The sequence below is a fragment of the Micromonospora halotolerans genome, assembly GCF_032108445.1.
Classification (GTDB): domain Bacteria; phylum Actinomycetota; class Actinomycetes; order Mycobacteriales; family Micromonosporaceae; genus Micromonospora; species Micromonospora halotolerans.
This window is the reverse complement of the sequence record NZ_CP134876.1, coordinates 3,926,523-3,952,598: the sequence shown is the minus strand read 5'-3', so window position 1 is coordinate 3,952,598 and position 26,076 is coordinate 3,926,523. Positions and strand designations below refer to the sequence as shown.

The 26,076-nt window shown below is 73.9% G+C and carries 24 protein-coding genes; 7 read left to right on the top strand and 17 right to left on the bottom strand.

Annotated features, from left to right (window positions below):
• Window positions 1–42: 42 nt before the first annotated feature.
• The 5 genes from RMN56_RS18845 to RMN56_RS18825 form a co-directional block, all read right to left on the bottom strand.
• Window positions 43–1,059 carry a YihY/virulence factor BrkB family protein gene (locus RMN56_RS18845; protein ID WP_313718769.1) on the bottom strand — a complete coding sequence of 339 codons (1,017 nt, stop codon included), beginning with the start codon at window positions 1,057–1,059 and terminating at the stop codon, window positions 43–45.
• Between the two features lie 63 nt (window positions 1,060–1,122).
• Window positions 1,123–1,929 (bottom strand): ABC transporter permease, encoded by an 807-nt coding sequence (locus RMN56_RS18840; protein WP_313718768.1) that lies wholly within the window; start codon window positions 1,927–1,929, stop codon window positions 1,123–1,125.
• Window positions 1,930–1,939: 10 nt separating this feature from the next.
• A complete protein-coding gene (locus RMN56_RS18835) occupies window positions 1,940–2,734 on the bottom strand; it encodes an ABC transporter permease (protein WP_313718767.1) in 795 nt (264 codons plus the stop codon).
• Window positions 2,735–2,877: 143 nt separating this feature from the next.
• Entirely contained in the window at window positions 2,878–3,069 is a 192-nt protein-coding gene (locus RMN56_RS18830; RefSeq protein WP_313718766.1) for a DUF397 domain-containing protein, read from the bottom strand.
• On the bottom strand, window positions 3,060–3,863 hold the full coding sequence (locus RMN56_RS18825; protein ID WP_313718765.1) for a helix-turn-helix domain-containing protein: 804 nt from the start codon (window positions 3,861–3,863) through the stop codon (window positions 3,060–3,062). The genes RMN56_RS18830 and RMN56_RS18825 overlap by 10 nt, the downstream gene beginning before the upstream one ends.
• Before the next feature lie 269 nt (window positions 3,864–4,132).
• On the opposite strand from RMN56_RS18825, the gene RMN56_RS18820 reads away from it, so the two are divergent.
• A complete protein-coding gene (locus tag RMN56_RS18820; RefSeq protein WP_313718764.1) occupies window positions 4,133–4,378 on the top strand; it encodes a flavin reductase in 246 nt (81 codons plus the stop codon).
• A gap of 36 nt (window positions 4,379–4,414) precedes the next feature.
• Here RMN56_RS18820 and RMN56_RS18815 read toward each other — a convergent pair whose 3' ends face one another.
• From RMN56_RS18815 to RMN56_RS18805, 3 genes are all read right to left on the bottom strand, one after another.
• The gene (locus RMN56_RS18815) at window positions 4,415–4,822 is read right to left on the bottom strand and encodes a carboxymuconolactone decarboxylase family protein (RefSeq protein ID WP_313718762.1); all 408 of its coding nucleotides are present in this window, start codon (window positions 4,820–4,822) and stop codon (window positions 4,415–4,417) included.
• A gap of 95 nt (window positions 4,823–4,917) precedes the next feature.
• Window positions 4,918–5,490 carry a hypothetical protein gene (locus RMN56_RS18810; RefSeq protein ID WP_313718761.1) on the bottom strand — a complete coding sequence of 191 codons (573 nt, stop codon included), beginning with the start codon at window positions 5,488–5,490 and terminating at the stop codon, window positions 4,918–4,920.
• 58 nt (window positions 5,491–5,548) lie between these two features.
• On the bottom strand, window positions 5,549–6,481 hold the full coding sequence (locus RMN56_RS18805; RefSeq protein WP_313718760.1) for an ABC transporter ATP-binding protein: 933 nt from the start codon (window positions 6,479–6,481) through the stop codon (window positions 5,549–5,551).
• Between the two features lie 396 nt (window positions 6,482–6,877).
• Here RMN56_RS18805 and RMN56_RS18800 point away from each other — a divergent pair, with 396 nt between their 5' ends.
• The 5 genes from RMN56_RS18800 (at window position 6,878) to RMN56_RS18780 (ending at window position 13,869) form a co-directional block, all read left to right on the top strand.
• Window positions 6,878–9,016, top strand: a complete 2,139-nt coding sequence (locus RMN56_RS18800) for a TRAP transporter permease (RefSeq protein ID WP_313718758.1) — start codon at window positions 6,878–6,880, stop codon at window positions 9,014–9,016.
• Window positions 9,013–10,032, top strand: a complete 1,020-nt coding sequence (locus RMN56_RS18795) for a TAXI family TRAP transporter solute-binding subunit (protein ID WP_313718757.1) — start codon at window positions 9,013–9,015, stop codon at window positions 10,030–10,032. The genes RMN56_RS18800 and RMN56_RS18795 overlap by 4 nt, the downstream gene beginning before the upstream one ends.
• A 68-nt stretch (window positions 10,033–10,100) precedes the next feature.
• Window positions 10,101–12,515, top strand: a complete 2,415-nt coding sequence (locus RMN56_RS18790) for a sensor histidine kinase (protein ID WP_313718756.1) — start codon at window positions 10,101–10,103, stop codon at window positions 12,513–12,515.
• Window positions 12,512–12,904 carry a roadblock/LC7 domain-containing protein gene (locus RMN56_RS18785; RefSeq protein ID WP_091319365.1) on the top strand — a complete coding sequence of 131 codons (393 nt, stop codon included), beginning with the start codon at window positions 12,512–12,514 and terminating at the stop codon, window positions 12,902–12,904. Before RMN56_RS18790 ends, RMN56_RS18785 begins: the two co-directional genes overlap by 4 nt.
• Complete coding sequence (locus tag RMN56_RS18780; protein WP_313718755.1) at window positions 12,901–13,869, top strand: TAXI family TRAP transporter solute-binding subunit; 969 nt, start codon at window positions 12,901–12,903, stop codon at window positions 13,867–13,869. Before RMN56_RS18785 ends, RMN56_RS18780 begins: the two co-directional genes overlap by 4 nt.
• 4 nt (window positions 13,870–13,873) lie before the next feature.
• On the opposite strand, the gene RMN56_RS18775 is transcribed toward RMN56_RS18780, so the two are convergent.
• The 5 genes from RMN56_RS18775 to RMN56_RS18755 form a co-directional block, all read right to left on the bottom strand.
• Entirely contained in the window at window positions 13,874–14,410 is a 537-nt protein-coding gene (locus tag RMN56_RS18775) for a hypothetical protein (RefSeq protein ID WP_313718754.1), read from the bottom strand.
• On the bottom strand, window positions 14,410–16,302 hold the full coding sequence (gene dnaG / locus RMN56_RS18770; RefSeq protein WP_313718753.1) for a DNA primase: 1,893 nt from the start codon (window positions 16,300–16,302) through the stop codon (window positions 14,410–14,412). The genes RMN56_RS18775 and dnaG overlap by 1 nt, the downstream gene beginning before the upstream one ends.
• A 68-nt stretch (window positions 16,303–16,370) precedes the next feature.
• Window positions 16,371–16,622: a helix-turn-helix transcriptional regulator gene (locus RMN56_RS18765; RefSeq protein WP_262282095.1), complete on the bottom strand. Its 252-nt coding sequence runs from the start codon at window positions 16,620–16,622 to the stop codon at window positions 16,371–16,373.
• A 10-nt stretch (window positions 16,623–16,632) separates the two neighbouring features.
• A complete protein-coding gene (locus RMN56_RS18760; RefSeq protein ID WP_313718750.1) occupies window positions 16,633–17,484 on the bottom strand; it encodes an ABC transporter permease in 852 nt (283 codons plus the stop codon).
• A complete protein-coding gene (locus RMN56_RS18755; RefSeq protein WP_376787201.1) occupies window positions 17,481–18,455 on the bottom strand; it encodes an ABC transporter ATP-binding protein in 975 nt (324 codons plus the stop codon). The genes RMN56_RS18760 and RMN56_RS18755 overlap by 4 nt, the downstream gene beginning before the upstream one ends.
• 85 nt (window positions 18,456–18,540) lie before the next feature.
• On the opposite strand from RMN56_RS18755, the gene RMN56_RS18750 reads away from it, so the two are divergent.
• The gene (locus tag RMN56_RS18750) at window positions 18,541–20,511 is read left to right on the top strand and encodes a DUF459 domain-containing protein (protein ID WP_313718748.1); all 1,971 of its coding nucleotides are present in this window, start codon (window positions 18,541–18,543) and stop codon (window positions 20,509–20,511) included.
• 3 nt (window positions 20,512–20,514) lie between these two features.
• On the opposite strand, the gene RMN56_RS18745 is transcribed toward RMN56_RS18750, so the two are convergent.
• The 4 genes from RMN56_RS18745 to ppdK all read right to left on the bottom strand — a co-directional run bounded on the left by RMN56_RS18745 (window position 20,515) and on the right by ppdK (window position 25,859).
• Complete coding sequence (locus RMN56_RS18745) at window positions 20,515–21,354, bottom strand: siderophore-interacting protein (protein WP_313718747.1); 840 nt, start codon at window positions 21,352–21,354, stop codon at window positions 20,515–20,517.
• A 71-nt stretch (window positions 21,355–21,425) separates the two neighbouring features.
• The gene (locus RMN56_RS18740) at window positions 21,426–22,670 is read right to left on the bottom strand and encodes a deoxyguanosinetriphosphate triphosphohydrolase (RefSeq protein ID WP_313718746.1); all 1,245 of its coding nucleotides are present in this window, start codon (window positions 22,668–22,670) and stop codon (window positions 21,426–21,428) included.
• A gap of 3 nt (window positions 22,671–22,673) precedes the next feature.
• Entirely contained in the window at window positions 22,674–23,024 is a 351-nt protein-coding gene (locus tag RMN56_RS18735; protein ID WP_262282089.1) for a VOC family protein, read from the bottom strand.
• A gap of 126 nt (window positions 23,025–23,150) precedes the next feature.
• Window positions 23,151–25,859 (bottom strand): pyruvate, phosphate dikinase, encoded by a 2,709-nt coding sequence (gene ppdK, locus RMN56_RS18730; RefSeq protein WP_313718745.1) that lies wholly within the window; start codon window positions 25,857–25,859, stop codon window positions 23,151–23,153.
• Window positions 25,860–26,076 lie beyond the last annotated feature (217 nt).

The following is a 26,076-nucleotide window of genomic DNA, read 5'->3' as shown; positions in this document are numbered from 1 at the left end:
GCCGCGTCGAGCGCGGTGGGGGCGGCCGGTCTCGCCCGCTGCTCAGCGCCGGGTGGCGGCGTTGCGCTTCTTCTTCAGCTTGCGGTCGTCGCGCAGCTCGACGTACGGCTCCTCGTCGGCCGGGTGCCCGGCCTCGATGGCGCGGCTGCGCTCCAACTCGGCGTCGAACTCCGCGCCGAGCAGGATGGCGATGTTGCTGAGCCAGAGCCAGACCAGGAAGACGATCACGCCGGCCAGCGCGCCGTAGGTCTTGTTGTACGAGGCGAAGTTGCTGACGTAGAGGGCGAACAGGCCGGAGATGACCAGCCAGATCACCACGGCCAGGATGCCGCCCGGGCTGACCCAGCGGAAGCCGCCGTGCCGGGCGTTGGGCGAGGCCCAGTAGAGGATCGCGAACATCAGGCTGACCAGCACGAGCAGCACCGGCCACTTGACGATGTTCCACACCGTGACGGCCGTCGAGCCCAACCCGATGGCGTCGCCCACCTGCTCGGCGAGACCGCCCGTGAAGACCACGATCACCGCGCTGGCCAGCAGCATCACGCCGATCACCGCGGTCACGCCGAGCCGGATCGGCAGGGTCTTCCAGATCGGCCGCCCCTCCGGCACGTCGTAGATGCTGTTGGAGGCGCGCATGAAGGCGGCGATGTATCCGGACGCCGACCAGAACGCGGCCAGCAGACCGATGATCGCCGCGATGCTGGCCAGCCCGCCGGAGGCGCCGGCCTGTTCGATCGCCTTCTCCACGATCTGCCGGATGTTCTCCTCCGGCACGGCCTGGTTGACGGTGTCCTTGACCCCTTCGGTGGCCTTCTCACCGAGCAGGCCGAGCAGGGAGATCAGCACGAGCAGGCCCGGGAAGATCGACAGCACCCCGTAGTAGGTGAGCGCGGCCGCCCAGTCGGTCAGGCTGTCGTCCTGGAACTCCCGCACGGTGCGCTTGAGCGTCGCCACCCACCCCGTCGCGGGCAGGTCGGTGGGGCTGTCCGGCCCCTCGTCCGGGCCGACCGGCCCGGTGCGGTCGCGCCCGTGCCGGGCGGAAGACTCCTCGGCGGCCATGGCCCCTCCCTCGTCGTCGGTGCGTCACCACGACATGCCCCGGCGGGAGGGCCGGTTAACCACTCACTTGTACAGCAACCTGCTCATCCGCCGGGAGGCCAGCGCGAGCATCCCGACGGTCAGCGCCACCAGGTAGGCCACGTCGACCAGCCAGGACCAGCCGGACCCGCCCACGCAGATGCCCCGGATCAGGTGCACCGACCGGTAGAGCGGGGTCAGCTCCACGACCCAGCGCAGCACCGACGGATAGGCCTCCGCCGGGACGAACGTGCCGGAGAAGAGGAACAGGGTGAACTGGGCCGATCCCATCAGGTCGAAATCCTGCCAGCTGCGCATCAGCGTGGAGACGGTCATGCCGAGCGCGCCGAAGGCGAAGCCGACCAGCGCCGCGGCCGGGAACGCGGCCAGCGCCCGGCCCGCCGTGGTCAGGTCCATCCCCACCATGAGGACCAGGAACGCGGCCGAGTAGAGGCCGCCCCGGACCATGGCCCAGCCCAGCTCACCGAGGGCGATTTCGAACGGCTGCACCGGGGTCGCGATGACCCCGTCGTACAGCTTCATGTATTTCATCTTGCCGAAGAAGTTGAAGGTGGTCTCCGACAGCGCCCCGCTCATCGCCGACGAGGCCAGCATGGCCGGGGCCACGAACGCCGCGTAGGAGACCACCTGACCGCCGGTCAGGGTCAGGTCACCGACCAGCGCGCCCACCCCGACGCCGATCGAGAAGAGGTAGAGCACCGGCTCCAGGAAGCCGGAGAGCAGCACCAGCCAGTAGGCGCTGCGCAGGGCCGTGAAGTTGCGCTCGGCGACCGAGGCCGAGCGGCGGGCCGCCGCCGGATTGACCAGCCGGGGCAGGACGAGAGCGACCACGACACCCTTCCTAGACGACGAGCTGACGCTGGAACACGCGCCGCGCCAGCCACCAGCCGGCGCCGGCCCAGACCGCGAGGTAGAGCAGGTGGCCGGTCACCGACCACTGCGGAGCGACGCCGAGCGTGGCGGCCCGGCACAGGTCCACCCCGTGCCAGAGCGGGGTCGCGTAGGCGAACTGGCGCAGCCCGACCGGCAGCGACTCGACCGGGAAGAACACCCCGGCGAAGAGGGCCATCGGGATGATCGCGAAGCGGAACAGCAACGCCAGGTAGCTGTCGCCGGGCACCACGGCGGCGTACGCGAAGGTCGGCGCGGCCACCGCCAGGCCCAGCAGCACGCTCACCAGCGGGACGGTCACCGCCCAGGGCGAGCGCAGCGCCCCGAACAGCGCCGTCACCAGCAGGAACGCCACCGTGCTGGTGAGCACCCGGAACAGCACGAAGGCGAGGTGCCCGGTCAGGATGTCGCCGGTGCGCAGCGGCGCCGCGACCTGCGCGTGGTAGGTGCGGATCCAGCGGAAGTTGCTGAGCACCGGCCAGGTCGACTCGCCGACCGCGACCTGGAAGGCGGTGGAGGCGATCAGGCCGGGCACCAGCCAGTCGAGGTAGGGCACCCCGCCCACGCCCTGGTCGACATAGGCGCCGACCCCGACGCCGAAGCCGAGCACGGTGAGCACCGGCAGCAGGAAGGACGAGAAGACGCCGGCCCGCCAGGTGCGCCGGTAGCCGACCAGGTGGTGGGAGAGCACCGCCAGCGCCGGCACCCGGGGCAGCGCCCGCCCGGACCGTTCCGCCACGGTCACCTGGACCACCCCCGTCCTCCGCCCACGTCACCCTTCCTACCGCTCGGGTACGACAAGGCCGCCGGTCACCCTACGACGGGCGGCGGACGGTGTCGCCACGGTTTCCGCCGGGGCCGCCGCGGGCGCGACCGGGGATCGGGCCGCTACGGCCGGCCGGCGACCCGGGTGACGAACGCGCGCCACGCGTCCGGGCCGAACGTCAGCACAGGACCGGCCGGGTCCTTGGAATCGCGGACGGCGACCACGCCGGGGAGGTTCCCGGCCACCTCCACGCAGGCGCCGCCACTGCCGTTGCTGCGAGTGCTCTTGCGCCACTCGGCGCCGGTCAGGTCCATGTCTCCGCCACTTCCGAGATCAACTCCAGGGACTGCTGGTGCGACAGTGCCTCACCGCGGACCGACTCCCACACCTCGACCATCTGCTGCACGAACTCGGAGCGGTCCACCACCTGGCCGTGACGCTGGCCCTCCAGGTAGACAACATCTTCCCGGCCGGTCGAGGTGGCGATCACGAAGGGGCCGTCGAGCCCAGCGTAGGCCCCGGCGGAGAGCGGCACGACCTGGATTCGGACCCGGGTCAACGTGCGGCCGAGCTTGACCAGGTGCGCCAGTTGCTCGCGCATCACCTCCGGGCCGCCGACCCGGCGGCGCAGCACGTACTCGTCGACGACGGCGGTGAACAGCGGCGGCCGGTCGCGGGTCAGCACGCTCTGCCGGTCCAGCCGCGCGGCCACCTGCTGGTCGATCTCGTTGGACGCGAACAGCCCGGCCCCGGACAGCACGGCGCGGGCGTAGCCCTCCGTCTGCAGCAGGCCCGGCACGTAGAGCGGCTCGAACCAGCGCAGCGCGGTGGCCTCCAGCTCGATGCCGGCCCAGTCGCGGAACCACGGCACCACGGTTTCCCGGCTGATCCGCCGCTGGATCCGCTCGAACCGCCCGTCCGTGCCGAACACCGTGTCGCACCGGCGGGCGAAGTCGAGGCCCGGCCGGCGCTCACAGGTCTCCACCTTGGCCACCAGCGCCCCCGAGTAGCTCAGGGCCTCGGCCAGCGCGCTCTGCGACATGCCGCTGCCGGCCCGGGCGAGACGCAACTCCTCGGCGAAGTGGTCCAGCATGGACGAACGGTCCACGGACAGCCTCCGTACATCCTCGTACCGCTGCGGGCCGGCCGGCGTACGCAATGGTCGTCAGCGCGCGGGATCTCCCACCGTAGTCGCCCGCTCACCAGACTGTCACGCAGCGGGACCGCTCACGGGCACCGGACGGCGGGCGGAACCAGGCCGGGGGTGCCCGCGCACGGCGAGGTGCGCGGGCACCCCCATCCCACGACGGAGGCCCATCGCATGCGACCCAGGTTCCGGCGTCCGAAGCCGCGCGGCGGCGCGGGGGGCGTGCGCTGATGCCCCGCTACCGCCCCCATGTCGCGGCGCGGCCGTCCTGGCGCTGCCGGGCCTGCGGGGCGCCGTGGCCGTGCTCGCCGGCCCGGCTGGCGCTGCTCGGGGAGTATCGCGAGGACCGGATCGCCCTGCTCGTCCACCTCGGCACGCTCCTGTGCGAGGCCACGGCGGACCTCACCGATCCGCACGGGCGGGACACGCCGCAGCGGCTGGCCGACCGCTTCGTCAACTGGGCGCGGGCGCGGTGACGGCCCGGCGTGTCCGGTGGCGCGAACCCGGCCGGGTCAGCCGGCCGGGGTGGGGCGGACGGGGAGCAGGTTGCGCTCCGCGAAGACCTTCTTGGCGACGAGGGTGGCGTTGACCGCGCGCGGCACCCCGCAGTAGACCACCGCCTGCAGCAGCGCCTCGACTATCTCGGAGGGCGTCAGGCCGGCGTTGAGCGCGCCGTTGACGTGCACCTCGAGCTGGGACCCGGCGTCACCGAGGGCGGTGAGGACGCCGAGGCACATCAGCTCCCGGTCGCGGCGCGCCAGTTCGGGCCGGACGTAGAGGTCGCCGTAGGACCAGGCCACGGAGCGGTGGCTGAGCTCGGGTGAGACGTCGGCGAGGGCCTCCAGAAGTTTCTGCCCGGCTCCGCCGTCGGCCTGCCGCAGCGCTTCTAGACCTCGCTCGTACTGTTCGTCTCCGGCCATGGTCACGCCCCGCCTCTGCCCAGTCGTCCGGTCGGCTGGACCCGCGGTTACCCGCGGCCCTGCCGGACAAACGACCCGCCTTCCGGCCGGGCCGGTCAGGCGACCCGGCGCTCGGCTTCCGCTCCGGTGGCCTGGTGGTGGAGGCCGCGCGCGCGGACCAGGGCGAGCACCGCGTAGGCCAGGAGCAGGGCGCCCGTGCCGGTGCCGACGACCAGGCCGGCCGCGACCGCCGAGACGAGGCCGACGACCAGGCCCGCGAGCGCGACCAGCGTGACGGCCACCCCGAGCGGCACGAGCAGCCGGTCGCGCAGCACCGGGGCCAGCGGCACGAAGTGGACGCCGACCACGGCGCCGATCAGCACCGGGACGTAGCCGCCGAGCCCCGCGGCGGCCAGGAGCAGGCCACCGATCAGGGCGACGGCGAACTCGGCGACGACGATGAGCCCGTAGCGGCGGTCGGCGGACCGGTCGCGCTCGCCGGCCGGCCGCCGCCCGGCCCGCACCACGAGGGCGGCGCCGACGGCCGCGGCGACCAGCGCGACGACGCTGCCCACCACGAGCAACGACCGCAGGGGCGGATCGGCCTTCGGGACGCTGAACCAGACCGCGGCGAACACGCCGAGGTAGAGCGCCGTGAGCCCGGCCTGACGCCGCGGCAGACCCACCATGTCGGACACCCCCGTCAACCACCGGGCCGCCCGAGGTGGCGGACCGGGACCCGTCACCCTAGTCGATCAAGGTGCGGCCGGTGAGGTGGAGGAAGACGTCCTCCAGGCTGCTGCGCCGGACCAGGACGCTGGCCGGGACGAGGCCGCGCGCGGTCACCTCGGCCAGCGCCGCGTCGCCGTCGGGCACGTAGAGCAGGATGCGGTCGGGCAGCACCTCGACGCGCTCCCCCAGCCCGCCGAGCTTGCCGGCGAACGCCTCCTGCGAATCGGCCGCGAAGCGCAGCTCGACCACCTCGCGGGTGGAGTGCCGCGCGATCAGCGCCCGGGGCGAGCCCTCGGCGACGATGCGGCCGCCGTCCATCACCACCAGCCGGTCGCAGAGCTGCTCGGCCTCGTCCATGTAGTGGGTGGTGAGGACCAGCGTGACGCCCTGCTGCTTGAGCCGGAACAGCCGCTCCCAGACCAGGTGTCGGGCCTGCGGGTCGAGACCGGTGGTGGGCTCGTCGAGCAGGACGATCTCGGGGTTGTTGACCAGCGCGCGGGCGATGGTCAACCGCCGCTTCATGCCGCCCGAGAGCGGCTCCACCTTGCTCTCGGCCCGCTCGGTGAGCTGGACGAAGTCGAGCAGCTCGGCGGCCCGCTCGCGGGCCGTGCGGCGCGGGATGCCGAAGTAGCGCGCGTAGGTGGTCAGGTTCTCCCGGACGGTGAGCTCGGGATCGAGGCTGTCGAGCTGCGGGCAGACCCCCAGCCGGGCCCGGATCGCCGGGCCGTCGCGGACCGGGTCCATGCCGAGGATGCGCAGCTCCCCGCCGGAGGGCGGCGAGATGCAGCCGATCATGCGCATGGTGGAGGACTTGCCGGCGCCGTTGGGCCCGAGGAAGCCGAAGGCCTCCCCGGGGCGCACCTCGACGTCGATGCCGTCGACGGCGGTGAAGTCACCGAACCGCTTCACCAGCCCCCGCGCCTGGATGAGTGGTTGCGCGCTGGTCACCGACCGACCCTAACCGCCGGGTCCGACAGGCTCGACCGGTTAACGCGGGGGCGCGGGCGGACCGACACGGGCGGTGACGCCCGCTACGGAAGGTGATCATCCGGCTGGCGGCCACAGAAGCGGATCAAATTCGCCATAGTGGACGGATCGCTGGCCCGTCCCGCTGAATGCCGGAAAATTGTTGCGGCTTTCCGGCGACAATTGTGAAGGCCGCTCGGAATCGGTGTGCGGTGAGTGAGCAACCCTTCATTCCGATCACTCCACGCAATCACGCCGGGCAATGTTCCCATGATGTAGACGATTCGCGTATCGTGCCCGATCGTGCCGCCCGTTCGCTCCTCCGACGCGAATCTTCCGCCGCCCCGGCCCCCTGCGGCGGATTCCACGGCGTCCGACGTGGACACCGCTCCCGTGCCGCTCGCACCCGATGACGGCGCGGTCGCCGATCCGGTGTGTGCCGACGACGGGCCGGCGGAAACGCACCACGACACCCGGGAACTGGCGGCCCGGTTCGAGGACGAGAAACCGGGGCGGGTGCTGACCGGACCGGTCGCGCTGCTGTTCACCGGCGGCACCCTCGCCGTCGCGCTGCTCGCGCTCTGGCAGGTGTTCTTCCCGCTTCCGCAGGGCAGCAAGTACTACCTCATCATTTTCCTCGCCGGCGTGCTGCCGATGGTGTTCCTGGCGTACCCCTCCGGGGTGCGGCTGCGTCGCCGGCCGGCCGGCGACGGGCCGGCCGAGCGGCGCGGCCCCAGCCCGGCCGACTGGCTGCTCGCCGCCGTGGCGCTGCTGGCCTGCCTCTACCCCGTGCTGCCGGTGACCCTCGGCGCGGGCGGCGGCGGCTACGACGCGTTCCTCGACCGGCAGGGCCTGCTCGTGCCGCTGGACGTGGTGCTGGGCACCGTGCTGCTGCTCCTGCTGCTGGAGGCGTGCCGGCGCACCACGGGCTGGATCCTGCCGGCCGTCTGCCTGCTGTTCCTCGCCTACGGCTACTACGGCGGGCTGCTGCCGCAGTCCTGGCCGGTGGCCCACGCCGGGCTCGACTTCGCGCAGCTCGTCGACGCGTTCTACAACTCCGACAGCGGCTTCTACGGCACCCCGCTGGACGTGGCCGCCTCGTACATCGTGCTGTTCACCATCTACGGCGCGGTGCTGGACCTCTCCGGGGCCGGGCGGTTCTTCGTCGAGCTCTCCGCCGCCGCGTTCCGCCGCTCCCGCACCGCCGCCGGGCGCACGGCCGTCGCCTCCGGCTTCCTGCTCGGCACGGTCTCCGGCTCGGGCGCCGCCACCACGGTCAGCATCGGGGCGGTGACCTGGCCGATCCTGCGCCGCGCCGGCTACCCGCCCGAGCGGGCCGGCGGCATGCTGGCAGCCGCGGGCGTCGGCGCGATCCTCTCCCCGCCCACGCTGGGCGCCGCGGCGTTCATCATCGCCGAGTACCTGGGCGTGTCGTACCTGCAGGTGCTCGGCTGGGCCACCGTGCCGACGATCCTCTACTACCTGGGCATCCTGCTCTCCGTCGAGATCGACGCCCGGCGCTCCGGGGTCCGCCCGGTGGTCATCGACACCGGCTCGGCCGGGCGGCTGCTGCTCCGCTTCGGCTACCACTTCCTCTCGCTCATCGTGATCATCGTGGTGCTCGCGATGGGCGCCTCGGCGACCCGGGCCGTGGTGATCGCCACCGTGCTGGCCGCCGCGCTCTCCTTCCTGGACCGCCGGCACCGGCTCACCCCCGCCCGCCTCGTCGAGGCGCTCAGCGGCGGCGTACGCGGGGTGCTCGCGGTGAGCGCGGTCTGCGCCGCGGCCGGCATCATCACCGCCACCACCACGAAGACCGGCCTCGGCCCGCAGGCCGCCGCGCTGCTGGTCAGCGGGGCGCAGACGGTCAGCTCCGAGCCCGCCGTGGTGCTCGCCCTCACGGCGCTGCTCGCCGCCGTCGCGCTCAGCCTGCTCGGGCTGGCCGTGCCGGTCACCGCCTCCTTCGTGATCGGCTGGGTGATCATCGGCCCGGCGCTGCTGCACCTCGGCGTCGCCGCGCCCGCCGCGGCCATGTTCGTCTTCTACTTCGCGGTGCTGTCCGAGGTCTCCCCACCCACCGCGCTCGCCGCGGTCGCCGCCGCCGCGGTCACCGGCGGCCGGCTGGTGCCGACCATGTGGCAGACCCTGCGGTACGCGCTGCCCGCGTACCTCATCCCGATCGCCTTCGTCATCACGCCGACCGGCCTCGGCCTGCTCGGCATCGGCGGCGTCGGGCGGATCGCGGTGGCCGCGGTGGTCTCGGCGTTCGGCGTCACCGTGCTGGCCGTGGCGGCGGGCGGCTGGCTGCCCGGCGTCGGCCCGGCCGGCACGCCGGAGCGGATCCTCGGCGCGGTCGCCGGGCTGGTGCTGCTCTGGCTGGAACCCCTGCCCGTCGCGGTCGGCGCGGTGCTCGCCGCGCTGGCCGTCGCGGGCGTGCTCGTCCGACGTGGCTCCGCCGGTCGCGCCGGCGGCCCGTCGGTCGCTGAATTGGTGGACCACCGGGAGGAGAAAGAGTGAGACGGATCGACGTGCGGATCGCCGCGGGCGTCGGGGCGCTGGCCCTGGTCGCGGCCGGCGCCGCCGGATGCGGGGGCCGTCAGGACGGCGCGGCGAAGGACGACGCCGCCCGGGAGATCACCTGCAAGGTCACCAAGGACACCCGGGTCGGCATCGCCACCGGCAACGCCACGGGCGTCTACTACGTGGTCGGCAACGCGCTGGCCGGCCAGCTCTCGGCGGCCACCGGTGGCAAGCTCACCGGCACCGCCGCCGAGACCGGCGCCTCGGTGCAGAACGTGGAACAGCTCGTGGCCGGCCAGTACGACGTGGCGTTCTCCCTCTTCGACACCGCGGTCAACGCGGTGCAGGGCAAGGACAGCTTCAGCTCACCGCAGCCGGTCAAGGCGCTGGCCCGGATCTACGACAACTACACGCAGGTGGTCGTCCGGGCCGACTCCGGGATCACCTCGGTGGCCGGGATGAAGGGCAAGAAGATCTCCACCGGGTCGCCCAAGTCCGGCACCGAGGTCATCGCCAACCGGCTGCTCACCGCCGCCGGGCTGGACCCGGCCAAGGACGTCCAGGCGCAACGGCTCGACCTCACCAAGACCGTCGACGGAATGAAGGACGGCAGCATCGACGGCTTCTTCTGGTCCGGCGGCGTGCCCACGGGCGGGGTGACCGACCTGTTCACCACCGCCGGCGACAAGGTGAAGTTCCTCGACATCAGCCCGCTGCTGCCGAAGATGGCCGAGCTGAACCCGGCGTACCAGGCCGGCACCATCGGCAAGGACATCTACCGGACCGGCGTCGACGTGCCCACCATCGTGGTGCCCAACGTGCTGCTGGTCCGCGACAACCTCGACGCCGACGTGGCCTGCGTGATCACGAAGACGGTCTTCGAGAAGAAGGACACCCTGGCCCAGGCCAACCCGGCCGCCAAGGGCATCGACCTGGCCAATGCCCGCAAGACCGACCCGGTGGGGCTGCACCGTGGGGCGGACCGGGCGCTCAAGGACCTCGGCGCGAGCTGACCCCCGACGGGCCGGGCCCGGACCACCCGTCCGGGCCCGGCCATCGACGAACGACCCGGGAGACCCCCGTGCCGCTGCCCCACCCCGCCCGCGTACGCCGGCATCACCGGCCCGCGGACCGCACCGGGCACCTCCGCTCGGTCCGGGTCCAACTGCTCGCGCCGATCCTGGTGGCCACGGTCGGCCTGGTGGTGCTGGGCGCCGCCCAGACCGGCGCCGCGCTGGACGCCTCCGCCGACGCCGACCGGGCCCGCGTGCTCGCCGGCACCGCCACCGCCACCGTGCGGCTGGTGCACGAGCTGGAACGCGAACTGGGCGAGACGGCGGCGCTGCGCCAGCGCGGCGGCGCCGCCGGCCGGCCGCTGGTCGACGCGCAGCGGCGCCGGGTGGACGCGGCGGTCACCCGCTACCGCGCTGCGAGCGGCGACGCCCGCCGGGCCGCACCCGACCTCACCCCGGTGCTCGACGACGCGGACGGGCGGCTCCGCCAGCTCGCGCCGACGCGGGACCTGGCGCTGAGCGGGGACCGGGCCGACCCGGCGTACGCCTCGCTTGTCGAGTCCCTGCTCGCCGTCGCCGACGCGCTGCCCGCCCAGCTCCGCGACGCCGAACTGGCCAACGAGGCGCGCGAGGTGGCCGCGGTGGCCGCCCAGGAGCACCTCTCGGCGCTGGAACGCGACCTGCTGCGCGGGGTGTTCGTGCGGGGCGCGCTGGTCCGGGGCGAGCTGGCCGGGCTCGGCCGGCTCCGGGGCGCCCGGGAGCAGCGCCAGGCCGAGTTCCTCCGGATCGCCGCCGGCCCCGCCAACTCCGCCTGGTACCGGCTGGTCGGCGGTACTGACGTGGAGACGGCCCGGCGGATGCGCGACGGCGTGCTGGACAGCGACGGCGGGCCGGAGTCGCTGAAGACCGACGGCGACGCCTGGTACGTGGCGCAGAGCGGCACCATCCGCCGCTACAACCTCCTCGGCCGGGAACTGTCCGACGGGCTGGACCGGGACGCCGCGGCGCTGGCCCGGACCGCCCGGCAGCGGGCCCTGCTCACCGCCGGGGCGACCAGCACCGTGGCGCTCGGCTCGCTGCTCACCGCCGTGCTGCTGGCGGTCCGGACCAGCCGGCGGCTGCGCCGGCTGCGGGTCGCGGCGCTCACCATGGCCAACCGGGAGCTCCCGGACCGGATCACCGCGATCGCGGCGGGCGAGGGCGGCCCGGGCGCGGGCACGGCAACGCGGCTGACCGACGGGATCCGCCGGGGCCGCGACGAGGTGGCCCAGGTGGCCGAGGCGTTCGACACGGTCAACAAGGCCGCCCTGCGGCTCGCCGGTGAGCAGGCCGAGCTGCGGCTGGACGTGACCCGGATGGCCGAGGCGCTGGCCCGCCGGATCCGCACGCTGATCACCCGCCAGCTGCGCCTGCTCGACGAGTTCGAACGCGAGGAGACCGACCCGGACGCGCTGGCCCGGCTCTTCGCCCTGGACCACCTGGCCGCCCGGCTGCGCCGCAACGGGGAGAACCTGCTGGTCCTCGCCGGTGGCGAACCCGGCCGGGGGCACGAGGGCGCGCTGCTCCTGGACGACGTGGTCCGGGCGGCCGCCTCCGAGATCGAGGACTACCCGCGGGTCGAGATCGACGTGCCGACCGCCGCCGTGCACGGCGCGGCGGCCGGCAACCTGGTGCACCTGCTGGCCGAGCTGCTGGAGAACGCCACCGTCTACTCGCCGCCGGACGCCCGGGTGCTCGTCGACGGGCGGCGCACCGTGGACGGGCTCACCCTGCGGGTGCACGACCAGGGCATCGGCATCAGCGAGACCCGGCTGGCCACCATCAACGAGCGGCTCGCCGCGCCGGCCACCCTGTCCAGCGCCGCGGCCGGCAGCATGGGCCTGCACGTGGTGGCCCATCTGGCCGCCCGGCACGGGATCCGGGTGCAGCTGCACCACACCGCCAGCGGCACGGTCGCCCAGGTGGACGTGCCCGAGTCGGTGCTCACCCGGGTCGAGTCGGTGACCCGGCGGCCGGCCGCCGAGCGCGGCCATCCGACCGGCCGCCCGGCGCCCTGGTTCCGGCCCCGCGCCGCCGGCCCGACCCCGCTGCGGCCGGCCACCGGCGCCCGCCACCTGGTCGTCACCGCTCCCGCGCCGGCCGTCGCCGGGCCGGTCGCCGGCGGACCGCCGCTGCCCGCCGGCCCCGTCCGGGGCGTCGCCGCCGTACGCCCACCGGGCGCCGCCCTGCTGGCGCCGAGCGCCGCCCGGATCCGGCCGGCCAGTTCCCCCGCGCCCGCGGGGACCACCGGCGCCGGCCTGCCGCGCCGGACCCGGGGTGGGCAGCTCCCCGCGGCGCTGCCCACCACCGCCCCGCCGCCCCGGCCCGCGGACGACCTGCTCGACCCCGAGGTGGTACGCGCCCGCCTGTCCGCCCTCGCCGAGGGGGTGGCCAGCGCGATGCGCCGTGCCCCGAACACCACACCCACCGGGAGAAATCCATGACCCCACCCGTGACCGCCGGGCTCGACTGGCTGCTGGCGAACTTCGCCGAGCAGGTGCCGGACGTGTCCCACGCCCTCGCGGTGTCCGAGGACGGCCTGCGGCTGGCCGCGTCCCCCGACCTCGCACCCGACCAGGTGGACCAGCTCGCCGCGGTGATCAGCGGGTTGGCCAGCCTGACCGTGGGCGCGGCCCGGCTGATGTCCGCCGGCCGGGTACGCCAGCAGATCGTCGACATGGACGGCGGGGTGATGCTCGTGATGGCGGTCGGCGAGCGCGCGCTGCTCGGGGTGCTCGCCGCGCCCGGCTGCGACCTGGGCCAGATCGGCTACGAGACGGCGACGCTGGTCCAGCGGGTGGCGGAGGCGCTGGAACCGGCGGCCCGCCGGTGACCGGCCGCCCGCTGCGGCTGGTCGCCGCCCTCCTGCTGGCCGCCCTGGTGGCGGGCTGCGGCGGGGCGGACGCCGAGCCGAGGGCCTGGCACGACGGCCGGATCTTCCTGGCCACCGGCAACACCACCGGCGTCTACTACCAGCTCGGCGGCGGCTACGCCGACCTGATCAGCCGGCACCTGCCCGGGTACGAGGCGCGGGCCGAGCCGACCGGCGCCTCGGTGGAGAACATCACGCGGCTGGCCGGCGGCGACATGGAGATCGCGTTCAGCCTGGCCGACACGGCCGCCGACGCGGTCAGCGGCCGGGGCGGCTTCGAGGGCCAGCCGCAGCCGGTACGCGCGCTGGCTCGGATCTACAGCAACTACACCCACGTGATCGTCCGCGCCGACGGGAAGATCGACAGCTTCGCCGACCTGCGCGGCAAGCGGATCTCCACCGGCTCGCCGAAGTCCGGCACCGACATCATCGCCGGCCGGCTGCTCACCGCCGGCGGGATCGACCCGGCCCGCGACATCCAGCGGCTCAACCTGTCGCTGCCCGAGACGGTGCAGCGGATGCGGGCCGGCAGCCTGGATGCGATGTTCTTCTCCGGCGGCCTGCCCACCCCGGGCATCAAGGACCTGCTCTCCGGCGCGCCGGGGGCGTTTCGGCTGCTCCCGCTCACCGAGCTGATCGAACCGCTGTCCGCCCGCTACGGCTCGGTCTACACGACGGCCATCCTGCCCAAGGACATCTACGGCACCCCGGCGGCCACCCCGACCATCACGGTGGCGAACGTGATCCTGGTGGCGGCCGACATGCCCGACCAGCTCGCGTACGACCTGACCCGGGTGCTCTTCACCTGGCAGGGCGAGCTGATCAGGGTGCACCCGGAGGCGGCGAACTTCACCCGGGACAGCGCGGCCGCCACCGATCCGATCCCGCTGCACCCGGGAGCGGAGCGCTTCTACCGCAGCGGGTGACGGCTCACAGGTCCGCGGGGGCGGTTGCCGCCCGGGCGGCGGCGACGAGCCGGTCGGTCTCGGCGGTCACCGCCTCGTCGTCGGTGGGCGTGCCCGGGTCGTAGCGCACCGTCCAGGTCAGCCCGTCCACGCCGGGCACCCGCCGGGCGGCGACGCGGCCGGCGCCGCCGGGCACCGGGTGGTGCGCCGTGTACGCGACCGAGCGGGTGACCCGGGCCCGCACCTGGTGGGGCAGGTCGCCCGGGTCGAGCAGCAGGTAGGTCTCGGCCGGGCAGTCGGCCACCACCACGTAACCGTCCCGCTCGGTGACCCGGTCGGCCGGGGTGACGGTGAGCTCCCGGCCGGACCAGACCGCCTTGAGGATGTCGTGCCAGCCGATCCGCTCAGCGCGGCCGGGCAGCCACAGCCCGAGGTTGCTGGCCACCACGACGCCGTCGCCCTCGCCGTTGCCCACGGCGGCCCAGGCGAGCACCCGCTCGTCGCCGCGCAGCGGCGGGCGGTCGGCGGGCGGCACCTTGGGCTTGCGATTGAAGAGTCCCATCACAGCCCTCCGGCGGCCTGCTCGCGCAGCGCCCGCGCGTGCTGTTCCAGCGAGAGCAGCTCCCCGAAGAGGGCGAAGTACTCGTCCTTGTTGCTCACCGGGTTGATCCGCTGGATCTTCGACTTCAGGTCCTTGATCCGCCCGGTCACCGAGCCGAACTGGAGGCGGGCCATGGTGATCGAGACGTACCGGGGGTCGGGCTCGCCGTCGATGCGCAGCGGCTCCACGGCCAACTCCCCGACGAGCGCCTGGCCGGCCAGGTCGTCGCAGGCGTCGCGGACCTGCTCGATCCAGACCGCGCCGCCGGTGGCCGTCGCCGCCCCGCCGGCCGCGGCGATGGCGGCGCGGAGTGCGGCGTGCACCGGGTGCCGGTATGCGGCCGCCTCGACCGCGTCGAACATCGGCCCGGCCAGCACCGGCTCCTGGAGGGCCAGCTTCAGCGCCTCCCGCTCGACCATCGACTGCGGACTGTCCACGCTGGGCGCGGCCGGGGCGGGGCGGGTGGGTGCCGCCACCGTGCCGGCGGGCTGCCCGTTGGCGGCGGCCAGCACCGCGCGCTGCACCGGCTCGATCTCCATGCCGAGATCCCCGGCGAGCTTGCGGACGTACTCGGGGCGCTTCTCCCGGTCCTTGATCTTGGCGACCAGCGGGGCGGCCCGGCGCATGGCCTCCACCCGGCCGTCGACGGTGTCCAGGTCGTAGCGGTTGATCATGTGGCGGAGCGCGAAGTCGACAAGCGGCTCGCGGCGGGCGACCAGGTCGCGGACCGCGAGGTCGCCCTTGGCCAGGCGCAGCTCGCACGGGTCCATGTTGTCGGGGCTGACCGCGATGAAGGTGCGCCCGACGAAGCGCTGGTCGTCCTCGAAGGCGCGCAGGGCGGCCTTCTGGCCGGCGGCGTCACCGTCGAAGGTGAAGATGATCTCGCCGGCGACCGCGTCGGTGTCCATGAGGAGCCGGCGCAGCACCCCGATGTGGTCGGCGCCGAACGCTGTGCCGCAGGTCGCCACGGCCGTGGGCACGCCGGCCAGGTGGCAGGCCATCACGTCGGTGTAGCCCTCGACCACCACCACCTTGCCCTGCTTGGCGATCTCCCGCTTGGCCTGGTCGATGCCGTAGAGGACGTGGGACTTCTTGTAGATCGGCGTCTCGGGGGTGTTCAGGTATTTCGGGCCGTCGTCGTCGTCGAAGAGCTTGCGGGCGCCGAAGCCGATGACGTCGCCGGTGAGGTCGCGGATCGGCCAGAGCAGCCGGCGCCGGAACCGGTCGATCAGGCTGCCCGAGCGGGACGGGCGGGACAGCCCCGCCGTGACCAGCTCGTCGTGGGTGAAGCCCTGCTGGCGCAGGTGCTTGGTGAGCAGGTCCCACGCGTCGGGGGCGAAGCCGCAGCCGTAGCGCTCGGCGGCGGCCCGGTCGAAGCCCCGCTGGGCGAGGAACTCCCGCGCCGCCCGGGCGCCGGCCGTGGTGAGCTGGCCGCGGTAGAACTCGGCGGCGGCCGCGTGCGCGGCCACCAGGCGCTGACGCTGCCCCTGCTGAGGGCGGGCGCGCGGGGCCGAGCGGTCGTCCTCGACGTAGCGCAGCTGGATGCCGGCGCGGTCGGCGAGCCGCTCGACGGACTCGACGAAGCTCAGGTGCTCGGCGTCCATCAGGAACTTGATCGCGTCGCCGCCGGCGCCGCAGCCGAAGCAGTACCAGACGTTGCGGGCCGGCGAGACGTTGAACGACGGGCTCTTCTCGTCGTGGAACGGGCAGAGGCCCTTGAGGTTGCCGCCGCCGGCCGACTTGAGCGTCACCGTGTCGGAGATGACCTCGGCGATGGAGGTGCGCTCGCGGACCAGCGCGATGTCCTCGTCCCGGATCCGCCCCGCCATCTCCGCCACCTCCTCGGCGTACATCCTGCCCTGCCGGACCGACGATCCGCGCCCGGGGGGACGGACGTGTGGCGGACACCGCCCGCCCCCGGTCAGGCCGATCGGCCGGCCCCGGCGGCGGCGTCGCCGATCCGCGGGAACGGTTCGATGGAGAAGACCACCTCGACCGGCACCTCGAAGTAGGCGGCGATCCGCAGCGCCAGGTGGAGGCTGGGCCGGAACTCGCCCCGCTCCAGGTAGCCGACCGTCTGGTAGTGCACGCCCAGCGCGTCGGCGAGCTGCCGCCGGGAGATCCCCCGCTCGGCACGCAGCACGGCGATCCGGTTGTGCACGACCTCGCTCATCGGCGCCCTCTCATCCGACCCGCTGCATGGCCCGTTCCCGCCGGGCCGCCACCCGCGAGCCGGACTCCCGCCGGGCCATCCGCCGCAGCACCACGGGGGCCAGCACCAACCCGAGCACCGCCCAGGCACCGAGCACGCCGAGGGTCTCCAGGTGGCGCCAGGAGCCGCCGAGCTCGACCGCGGCCAGGTCGGCGGGGAGCAGCGCCGAACGCATGCCCAACCCTAGCCAGTAGACCGGGAAGACCTGGGCGACGCCCTGGAGCCAGCCGGGCAGGCCGTTGATCGGATAGAAGATGCCGGACAGCGCGATGAGGCCGAAGATCGGCAGCACCACCAGGCCCATGTTCCGGGGATTCTCGATCAGCGAGCCGATCACGGCGCCCAGCGGGAGCGTCGCCACCAGCCCGATCGGCACCACCCAGGCCAGGGTGAGCCACGCGCCGGGATCGCCGAGCCGGATCCCGTCCAGGAAGAACAGCCCGGGCGTGAGCTGGACCACCACGCCGATCAGCGACACTGCCGAGATCAGCACGATCTTGCCGATCAGGTAGCCGAGCATGCCGTTCGGCGTCGCCTTGGCGCGCAGCAGCGTGCCGTCCTCCCGGTCGACGATGAGCTGCTGGGAGAGGCCGAGCAGCCCGCCGAAGATCAGGCCCATGCCGATCGTGCTGGGCAGCGTCCGGGCGCCGAGGGAGAAGTCGGTGCCGGGCACCGTGGAGCCGCGCATGAAGAACATGGCGACCAGCAGGACCGCGGTCGGGAAGAAGTAGTTCCAGAGGTCCTGCCCGTTGGTGAGGGTGTTGCGCAGCTCGATCGTGCCGCGCCGCACACCGGCCCGGACGGCCGTCGCGGTCGGGTTCATCGCTCGCTCCCCTGCTGCCAGATCCGGGCGGTCCGGCCGGCCCGCAACCCGGACTCCTCCTCCTGGACCAACGTGATGTAGGCGTCCTCCAGGCTGGCCCGGCGGACCTCCAGCTCCTGCACCCGGTCGCCGTGCTCGCGGAGCAGGTCGCGCACGAAGGCGGTGGCGTCGGCGGTGGCGTGCACGAAGCGCTCGCCGTCCCGCGTCCAGCGGATCTCCGCGTCACCGGCGACCCGGCGGGACAGCTCGTCGGGCGACCCGTCGGCGATGATCCGGCCGCCGGCCAGGATGAGGATCCGGTCGGCCAGCTTCTCCGCCTCGTCCAGGTCGTGCGTGGTGAGCAGGATGGTGGTCTCCTCCAGGTCGGCGAGGCGGTGCACCAGCTCGTGGAACTCCCGCCGGGCGGCCGGGTCGAAGCCGACCGTCGGCTCGTCCAGGAACAGCAGCTCCGGGCGGCCCACGATGCCGACCGCCACGTCGAGCCGGCGACGCTGGCCGCCGGAGAGCCGGGCCACCCGCTTGCCCGCGTGGGTCGTGAGGCCGACGGTCTCCAGCAGGTCGTCGACCGGCCACGGCCGGACGATCCGGTCGGTGGCGTACGGCGCGTAGAAGTCGCCGAGGTGGGCCAGCAGGTCCCGCACCCGCCACTTGCCGTGGTCGCGCCAGGACTGGAGCACCACGCCCAGCCGGGCGCGCCAGCGCTCGTCACCCCGGGCGGGGTCGACGCCGAGCACCCGGACCGACCCGGCCGACCGCAGCCGGAAGCCCTCCAGGATCTCGATGGTGGTGGTCTTGCCGGCCCCGTTGGGCCCGAGCAGGGCGAGCACCTCACCCCGCCGGGCGGTGAGGTCGACCCCGTGCAGCACGTCGACGGTGCCGTACCGCATGCGCAGGTCGCGGACGTCGAGGACCAGGTCCGCGACGGGCGCGTGGGAGGCCGTGGCGGCCCCCGACAGTTCGACCGCAGTCATACCGCGAAATGTAGCACCTCTACTACAACTCGGGGTACACCCGCGTCCCGGGTGTAAGGCGGCCGCCGACGGGGACAACCGGGCCATGTCGGGTACGAGCAGGGCCAGGATTCCGTACCAACCGGCCCTGGACGGGGTCCGGGCGCTCGCGGTCGCGGCCGTCCTCGCGTTCCACGGCGGGGTCGCCGCCCTCTCGGGCGGCTTCCTCGGGGTGGACGCCTTCTTCGTGCTGTCCGGGTTCTTGATCACGTCGCTGCTGCTGGCCGAGCACCGCGACACCGGCCGCGTCGACCTGGTCGCGTTCTGGGGGCGGCGGGTGCGCCGGCTGCTGCCCGCGTTGCTGCTGGTGCTCCTCGTCGTGCTGCTGGTCTCCCGGAAGCTGATGCCGGGCACCGAACTCGGCGCGCTGCGCTGGGACGAGCTGGCCGCGCTCGGGTACGTCGCCAACTGGCGGATGGCGAACCGGGACGGTGACTACTTCGCCGCCACCGGCAGCGCGTCCCCGCTGCAACACACCTGGTCGCTCGGCATCGAGGAGCAGTTCTACCTGCTCTGGCCGCTGCTGCTGATCGTGCTGCTGGGCTGGGCGGCCAAGCGGGGCGCGACCGTGCCCGGCCGTCGGCCCGCCGCCGTGCTGCCGATCGTGCTGCTGGGCGCGGCCGGCTCGGCGGTCGCCGCCGCGGCGCTGTTCACCCCCGGCGCCCCGGACCGCGTCTACTACGGCACCGACACCCGGGCGGTCGCCCTCCTGGTCGGCGCCGCGCTCGCCGTGCCGCTGGCCCGCCGGAGCGAGGCGGTGACCGGCCGGCCGGCACGCCACCCGGTCCTCGGGGCGCTGGCGCTGGCCGGGGCCGCCCTGACCGGCTGGTGCTGGGCCACCGCCGACGGCGGCGATGCCTGGCTCTACCGGGGCGGCCTCACCGCGGCCGCCCTCGCGGTGGCGGCGGTCATCGCCCACGCGGTGGTGAGCCCCGCCTCCCCCACCGCGCGGCTGCTCGCCCTGGCGCCGCTGGTCTGGCTCGGGCGGATCTCCTACGGCGTCTACCTCTGGCACTGGCCCCTGTTCCAGTGGCTCACCGCCGAGCGGACCGGGCTGACCGGGCTCGCCCTGCTCGCCGCCCGGTGCGCGGTGACGCTGGCCGCCGCCGGCGGGTCGTACCTGCTGGTGGAGCGCCCGATCCGGCGGGCCCGGCGGCTGCCCCGGCCGGCGCCCGCGCTGGCCGGTACGGCGGTGGCCGGCGTGGCCGCCGTCGCGGTGCTCGGCACCGTGCCACCCGCACCGCCGCCGAAGCCGGCCATCGCCCTCGACGCCGCGCCCCCGACGGCCGGCGCCGCCGGCTCCCCCACCGCGGTGCCCCCGGCACGCCGCCCGGGGCGGCGGCCCGGACCGCCCCGGATCGCCTTCCTCGGCGACTCCGTGTCGTGGTCGCTCGGCACCTACCTGCCCGAGCAGCAGAAGTTCACCGTCAGCGTGCGGGCCGTGCAGGGCTGCGGCATCGCCCGGCTCCCCGAGCTGCGCTACATCGGCGAACCGCACCCGAACTACCCCGGCTGCGAGCACTGGGACGACCGCTGGCAGCGGGGCGTCCGCGCCGACGACCCGGACGTGGCGGTCATCCTGCTCGACCGCTGGGAGCTGATGGACCGCCGGCTCGACGGGCGCTGGCAGCACGTCGGCGAGCCGGCGTTCGACCGGTACCTCGCCGGCGAACTGGACCGGGCCGTCGGCATCGCGTCCAGCCGGGGCGCGCACGTGACCCTGTTGACCGCGCCGTACACGCGGCGGGCGGAACGGCCGGACGGCGGCCTCTGGCCGGAGGACGACCCGGCCCGGGTGGACGCCTGGAACCGGCTCGTGCGCGCGGCGGCGGACCGGCACCACGCCACCGTGCTCGACCTCAACCGGCGGGCCTGCCCGGACGGCCGGTTCACCTGGGAGGCCGGCGGGGTCCGGGTGCGCAGCGACGGGCTGCACTTCACCCCGGAGGGCGTGCAGCGGTGGATCGCCCCGTGGCTGCTCCCCGAGCTCTACCGGCTGGCCGTGCGGGGGGCGTGACGGTCAGACCGGGAGGACGGCAGACTCCTCGGCCTCGACCTGGGCGTTCCAGGCCGCCTTCGTGGAGCGCCAGCCCTCGTCGTCCATGCCGCGCCGCCAGTAGCCGGAGATCGACAGGTCGCCGCGCGGCACCCCGCGCTCGACCCGCAGCAACCGGCGCAGCTCCTTCACCGCGGCCGCCTCGCCGTGCACGAAGGCGTGCACCCGGCCGGGCGGGAAGTCCAGCGCGCGGAGCGCCTCGACCAGCGGCTCGCCCACCGGACGGCCGGCGCGGTGCAGCCAGCGCAGCTCGACCGCGCCCGCGCTGGCCAGGGGCAGCTCGTCGGCCGGGCCACCCACCTCGACGTAGACCTTGGCGGGCGCGCCGGCGGGCAGCCGCTCCAGGGCGGCGGCGATCGCCGGCAGCGCGCTCTCGTCCCCGGCCAGCAGGTGCCAGTCGGCCGCCGGGTCCGGCGCGTACGCGCCGCCGGGGCCGGCGAACAGCACCCGGTCGCCGGGGCGCAGCCCGGCCGCCCACGGCCCGGCCAGCCCCTCGTCGCCGTGGTGCACCACGTCCACGGTCAGCTCGCCGGCCGCCGCGTCCCAGGCCCGCACCGTGTACGCCCGCAGCCGCGGCCACTGCTCGGCCGGGAACTCACGCTTGATGGTGGCCAGGTCGGTCGGGTGCGGGTAGCGCACCCCGGCGGGCGGGAAGACGAACTTCACGTAGTGGTCGGTGTAGGCGCCCACCGGCAGGCCGGCCAGCTCCGCACCGCCGAGCACGAGCCGGATCAGGTGCGGGGTGGGCCGCTCGGTCCGGACGACCGTGGCGGCGGTGAGGGTCTTCGGGCGCTGCTCCGTCATGCTGCTTAGGCTAACCTAAGTCGCCGATCCCTCCCACCGGGCTGTCCGGCTGCCGACCCCGGCAGGGGCGGTCAGCGCCCCGCCACGAGACGGCCGTGCCAGGCCAGGGCGGCCGGGTCGGTGAGCGAGGCCACCTGGTCGACCACCACGCGCAGCCGGGCGGCATCGTCCGGGGCGGCCCGCCACAGCGGCGCGAAAACCGGGTCGAGCACGTCCGGGGCCCGGTCGAGCAGGGCGGCGACCAGGTCGGCGAGGATCTCCCGCTGCTGCGCGTACCGGGGGCCGATCCCGGGGCGGCGCATCACGTAGCGCAGGGCGATGCCCTTGAGCAGCGCGCACTGGGCCCGGATGCGGCGCGGCACCACGAGGTCGGCGGCGTACCGGCGGTGCGGGCCGGGGCCGTGCCGCTCCTGGGTGGCGGCCACCACGGTCGACACGAAACGGCCGGTGAGCACGCTGGTGGTGGTCTTCAGAGCCGCGAGGGCCCGGTGGCTGCCGTCGTACGCGGCGAGCGGCGCGAGCACCGGGTCGGCGAGCAGTTCGGCCAGCACCTCGCCCAGGTCCTCGGGCGCCTCCCCGGAGTACTCGGCCGCCACGTCGGCGCAGAGCGCCCGCCGCTCGTCGGCGTCCACCAGAAGCGGGCGCAGGGTGACGTAGCCGCCGTGGATGCCGTCCTCGACGTCGTGCACCGAGTACGCGACGTCGTCGGCCCAGTCCATCACCTGCGCCTCCAGGCAGCGCCGGTCGCCGGGCGGGGCGCCCTCGCGCAGCCAGGCGAAGACCGGTCGGTCGTCGGCGTACACCCCGAACTTGCGCCGGCCGGGCCGGCGCTCCCAGGGGTACTTGGCGACCGCGTCGAGCGAGGCGCGGGTCAGGTTCAGCCCGGCGGAGCCGCCGTCGGGTGCCAGCACCTTGGCCTCCAGCCGGGTGAGCACCCGCAGGGTCTGCGCGTTGCCCTCGAAGCCGCCGCAGTCGGCGGCGAGCGCGTCCAGGGCGTCCTCGCCGTTGTGCCCGAAGGGCGGGTGACCGAGGTCGTGCGCCAGCCCGGCGGTGTCCACCACGTCCGGGTCACAGCCGAGCCGGGCACCCATCTCCCGGGCGATCTGCGCCACCTCCAGCGAGTGGGTCAGCCGGGTACGCAGGAAGTCGTCGGTGCCCGCGGTGTGCACCTGGGTCTTCGCGGCGAGCCGGCGGAACGCCGCCGAGTGCAGCACCCGGGCCCGGTCCCGCTCGTACGGCGACCGCCCGTACCCGGTGTCCTTGGGCGCCTCGGTGACCAGGCGCGCCGCGTCGTCAGGCCCGGGACCCGCGGTCAACCGTCATCCCCGCTGCCGCAACACGCAGAACTCGTTGCCCTCGGGATCGGCCAGCACGGTCCACTCGACCTCGCCCTGCCCAATGTCGACGTGCCGGGCGCCCATGTCGACCAGGCGCTCCACCTCGGCCTCCAGGTCGGCCGGGCGCAGGTCGATGTGCAGCCGGTTCTTGCCCTCCTTGGGACCGCTGACCGGGACGAAGACGATGCCGGGCAGCGTGTCGGCGGTCCGGCGGATCTCCACCTCGTCCGGCTTGTCGCTGATCACCTGGTAGCCGAGCGCCTCCGCCCACCAGTGGGCGAGCCGGGACGGATCCTGGGCGTCGACCGTCAGGTTCTCCCAGACGCTGGTCATGCGGTCACCTTCCTGATCGACACGTGCGCGGGAGCCCAGGTTACGCCCGGCGGGCCGGAAAGGCGCGCCCGGACGCACGCGGGGCCACCGACGTCAGCGTCGGCGGCCCCGGAGAGCGTCACACCGTCAGCGGGAGTCCGAACCGGTGGTGGTGAGCACCGCGCGGCCGGCCTCCAGCCGGGCGACCGGCACCCGGAACGGCGAGCAGGAGACGTAGTCGAGACCGACCTCGTGGAAGAAGTGCACCGAGTCCGGGTCGCCACCGTGCTCGCCGCACACGCCGAGCTTCAGCCCCGGGCGGGCCGCCCGGCCCTCCTCGGCGGCGATCCGCACCAGCCGGCCGACGCCCTCCCGGTCGATCGACTCGAACGGGGAGATGCCGAAGATGCCCAGCTCCAGGTAGCGCCAGAAGAACGCGCCCTCGACGTCGTCGCGGGAGAAGCCCCAGCCCATCTGGGTGAGGTCGTTGGTGCCGAAGGAGAAGAACTGCGCCGCCTCGGCGATCTGCCCGGCGGTCAGCGCGGCCCGCGGCACCTCGATCATGGTGCCGATCAGCACCTCGACGCCGCTGTCCCCGACCACCTCGGCGATGATCTTCTCGGCCTCCGCGCGTACCGTCTCCAACTCCTGCACGGCGCCGACCAGCGGGACCATGATCTCCGGCTTGGCGACCGCGCCGTCGCGGGTGACCGCGACGGCGGCCTCAGCGATCGCGCGGACCTGCATGGCGAACAGGCCGGGGATGACCAGGCCCAGGCGTACGCCGCGCAGGCCCAGCATCGGGTTCTCCTCGTGCATCCGCCGGACGGCGGCGAGCAGCGCCTCCTCCTTGGCCACGTCCTCGCCGCGCTCCTGAGCGACCGCCACGTTGACCGCGAGCTGCTCCAGCGGGGGCAGGAACTCGTGCAGCGGCGGGTCGATGAGCCGCACGGTGACCGGCAGGCCGTCCATCGCGCGGAAGATGTCCACGAAGTCGGCCCGCTGCAACGGCAGCAGGGCGGCCAGCGCGGACTCCCGCTCGTCGTCGGTGCGGGCCAGGATCAGCCGCTCGACCAGCTCCCGCCGGTCGCCGAGGAACATGTGCTCGGTGCGGCACAGGCCGATGCCCTCGGCGCCGAACCGCCGCGCCCGCGCCGCGTCCTCGCCGGTGTCGGCGTTCGTCCGGACCGCCAGCCGCCGCGTGGCGTCGGCGTGCGTCATGATCCGGTGTACGGCCCGGACCAGCGCGTTGTCGACGTGCTCCGGTTCAAGGCTGCCCTCGAAGTACTGCACCACCTCGGACGGCATGACCGGCACCTCGCCGAGGTAGACCTTGCCGGTGGTGCCGTCGATGGAGACCACGTCGCCCTCGTTGACGGTCTGCCCGGCGACGGTGAACCGCTTCGCCGGCACGTTGACGTCCAGCTCGTCGGCGCCGGAGACGCAGGTCTTGCCCATGCCCCGGGCCACCACGGCGGCGTGGCTGGTCTTGCCGCCCCGCGAGGTGAGGATGCCCTTGGCGGCGATCATGCCGTTGAGGTCGTCCGGGTTGGTCTCCCGGCGTACCAGGATCACCGACTCACCCTCGGCGGCCAGCTCGACGGCCCGCGCGGAGGTGAAGACCACCTTGCCGGAGGCGGCGCCGGGCGAGGCGCCGATGCCCTTGGCCACCGGCTGGAACTCGTGGTCGAGCTGGAAGCGCGGGAACATGAGCTGGGCGAGCTGCGCCCCGTTGACCCGGTGCAGCGCCTCGTCCAGGTCGATCAGGCCCTCGTCGACGAGCTGCCCGGCGATGACGAACGCGGCGGCGGCGGTGCGCTTGCCAACCCGGGTCTGGAGCATCCAGAGCTTGCCGCGCTCGATGGTGAACTCGATGTCGCAGAGATCCTTGTAGTGCTCCTCGAGCCGGGCCATGTAGTCCAACAGCTCGTCGTAGGACTTCTTGTCGATCCGCTCCAGCTCCTGCAACGGCACGGTGTTGCGGATGCCGGCCACCACGTCCTCGCCCTGGGCGTTGGCCAGGTAGTCGCCGTAGATGCCCTGCGCGCCGCTGGCCGGGTCCCGGGTGAAGGCGACGCCGGTGCCGGAGTCGGCGCCGAGGTTGCCGAAGACCATGGCCACCACGTTGACCGCGGTGCCCAGGTCGGCCGGGATCCGCTCCTGCCGGCGGTAGACCACCGCGCGCTCGGCGTTCCACGACTCGAAGACCGCGCGGATGGCCAGGTCCAGCTGCTCGCGCGGTTCCTGCGGGAACTCCCGCCCGGTGTGCTTGACGAAGATCTTCTTGTACGCGTCGACCAGCCCGCGCAGGTCGTCGGCGTCCAGGTCGAGGTCGTTCGTGGTGCCCTTGGCCCGTTTGGCGTCGTCGAGCGCGTGCTCGAACTCCTCGCCCGGCACCTCGCAGACGGTCTTGCCGAACATCTGGATGAGGCGGCGGTAGGAGTCCCAGGCGAAGCGGTCGTTGCCGCCGGCCTGCGCGCTGAGCCCGACCACGCTGCGGTCGTTGAGGCCGACGTTGAGGACGGTCTCCATCATGCCGGGCATGGAGAACTTGGCGCCGGAGCGTACCGAGACCAGCAGCGGGTCCTGCGGGTCACCGAGCTTGCGGCCCATCTCCCGCTCCAGCGACTCCAGGTGCGCCTCGATCTGGGCGGCCAGCCCGTCCGGCTCCCGGCCGGTCGTCAGGTACGCCTTGCAGGCCTCGGTGGTGATGGTGAAGCCGGGCGGGACCGGCAGGCCGAGATTGGTCATCTCGGCCAGGTTGGCCCCCTTGCCGCCGAGCAGGTCCTTGAGGTCCTTGTTGCCCTCGGCGAAGTCGTAGACGTACTTGTGCTCGACCGTCTCTTGCGCTGCCACCAGAGCCTCCCACGCGCGCCATTGACACTTAACGAAGGTTCAGTTCGGACATACCCCGGGAGCGACCACCGGTAATCCCGGCGTCGTCAGCGATCGGTGCGCGAAGGTTAAGCGAACTTCGGGTGGCCTGGGACCGTTCGGTGACTTTCGGCACAACGGTCACCACTATCCGCGTCCGTACCGGTTTTTGGGAACGCTTCCACGCGCACTATCACGC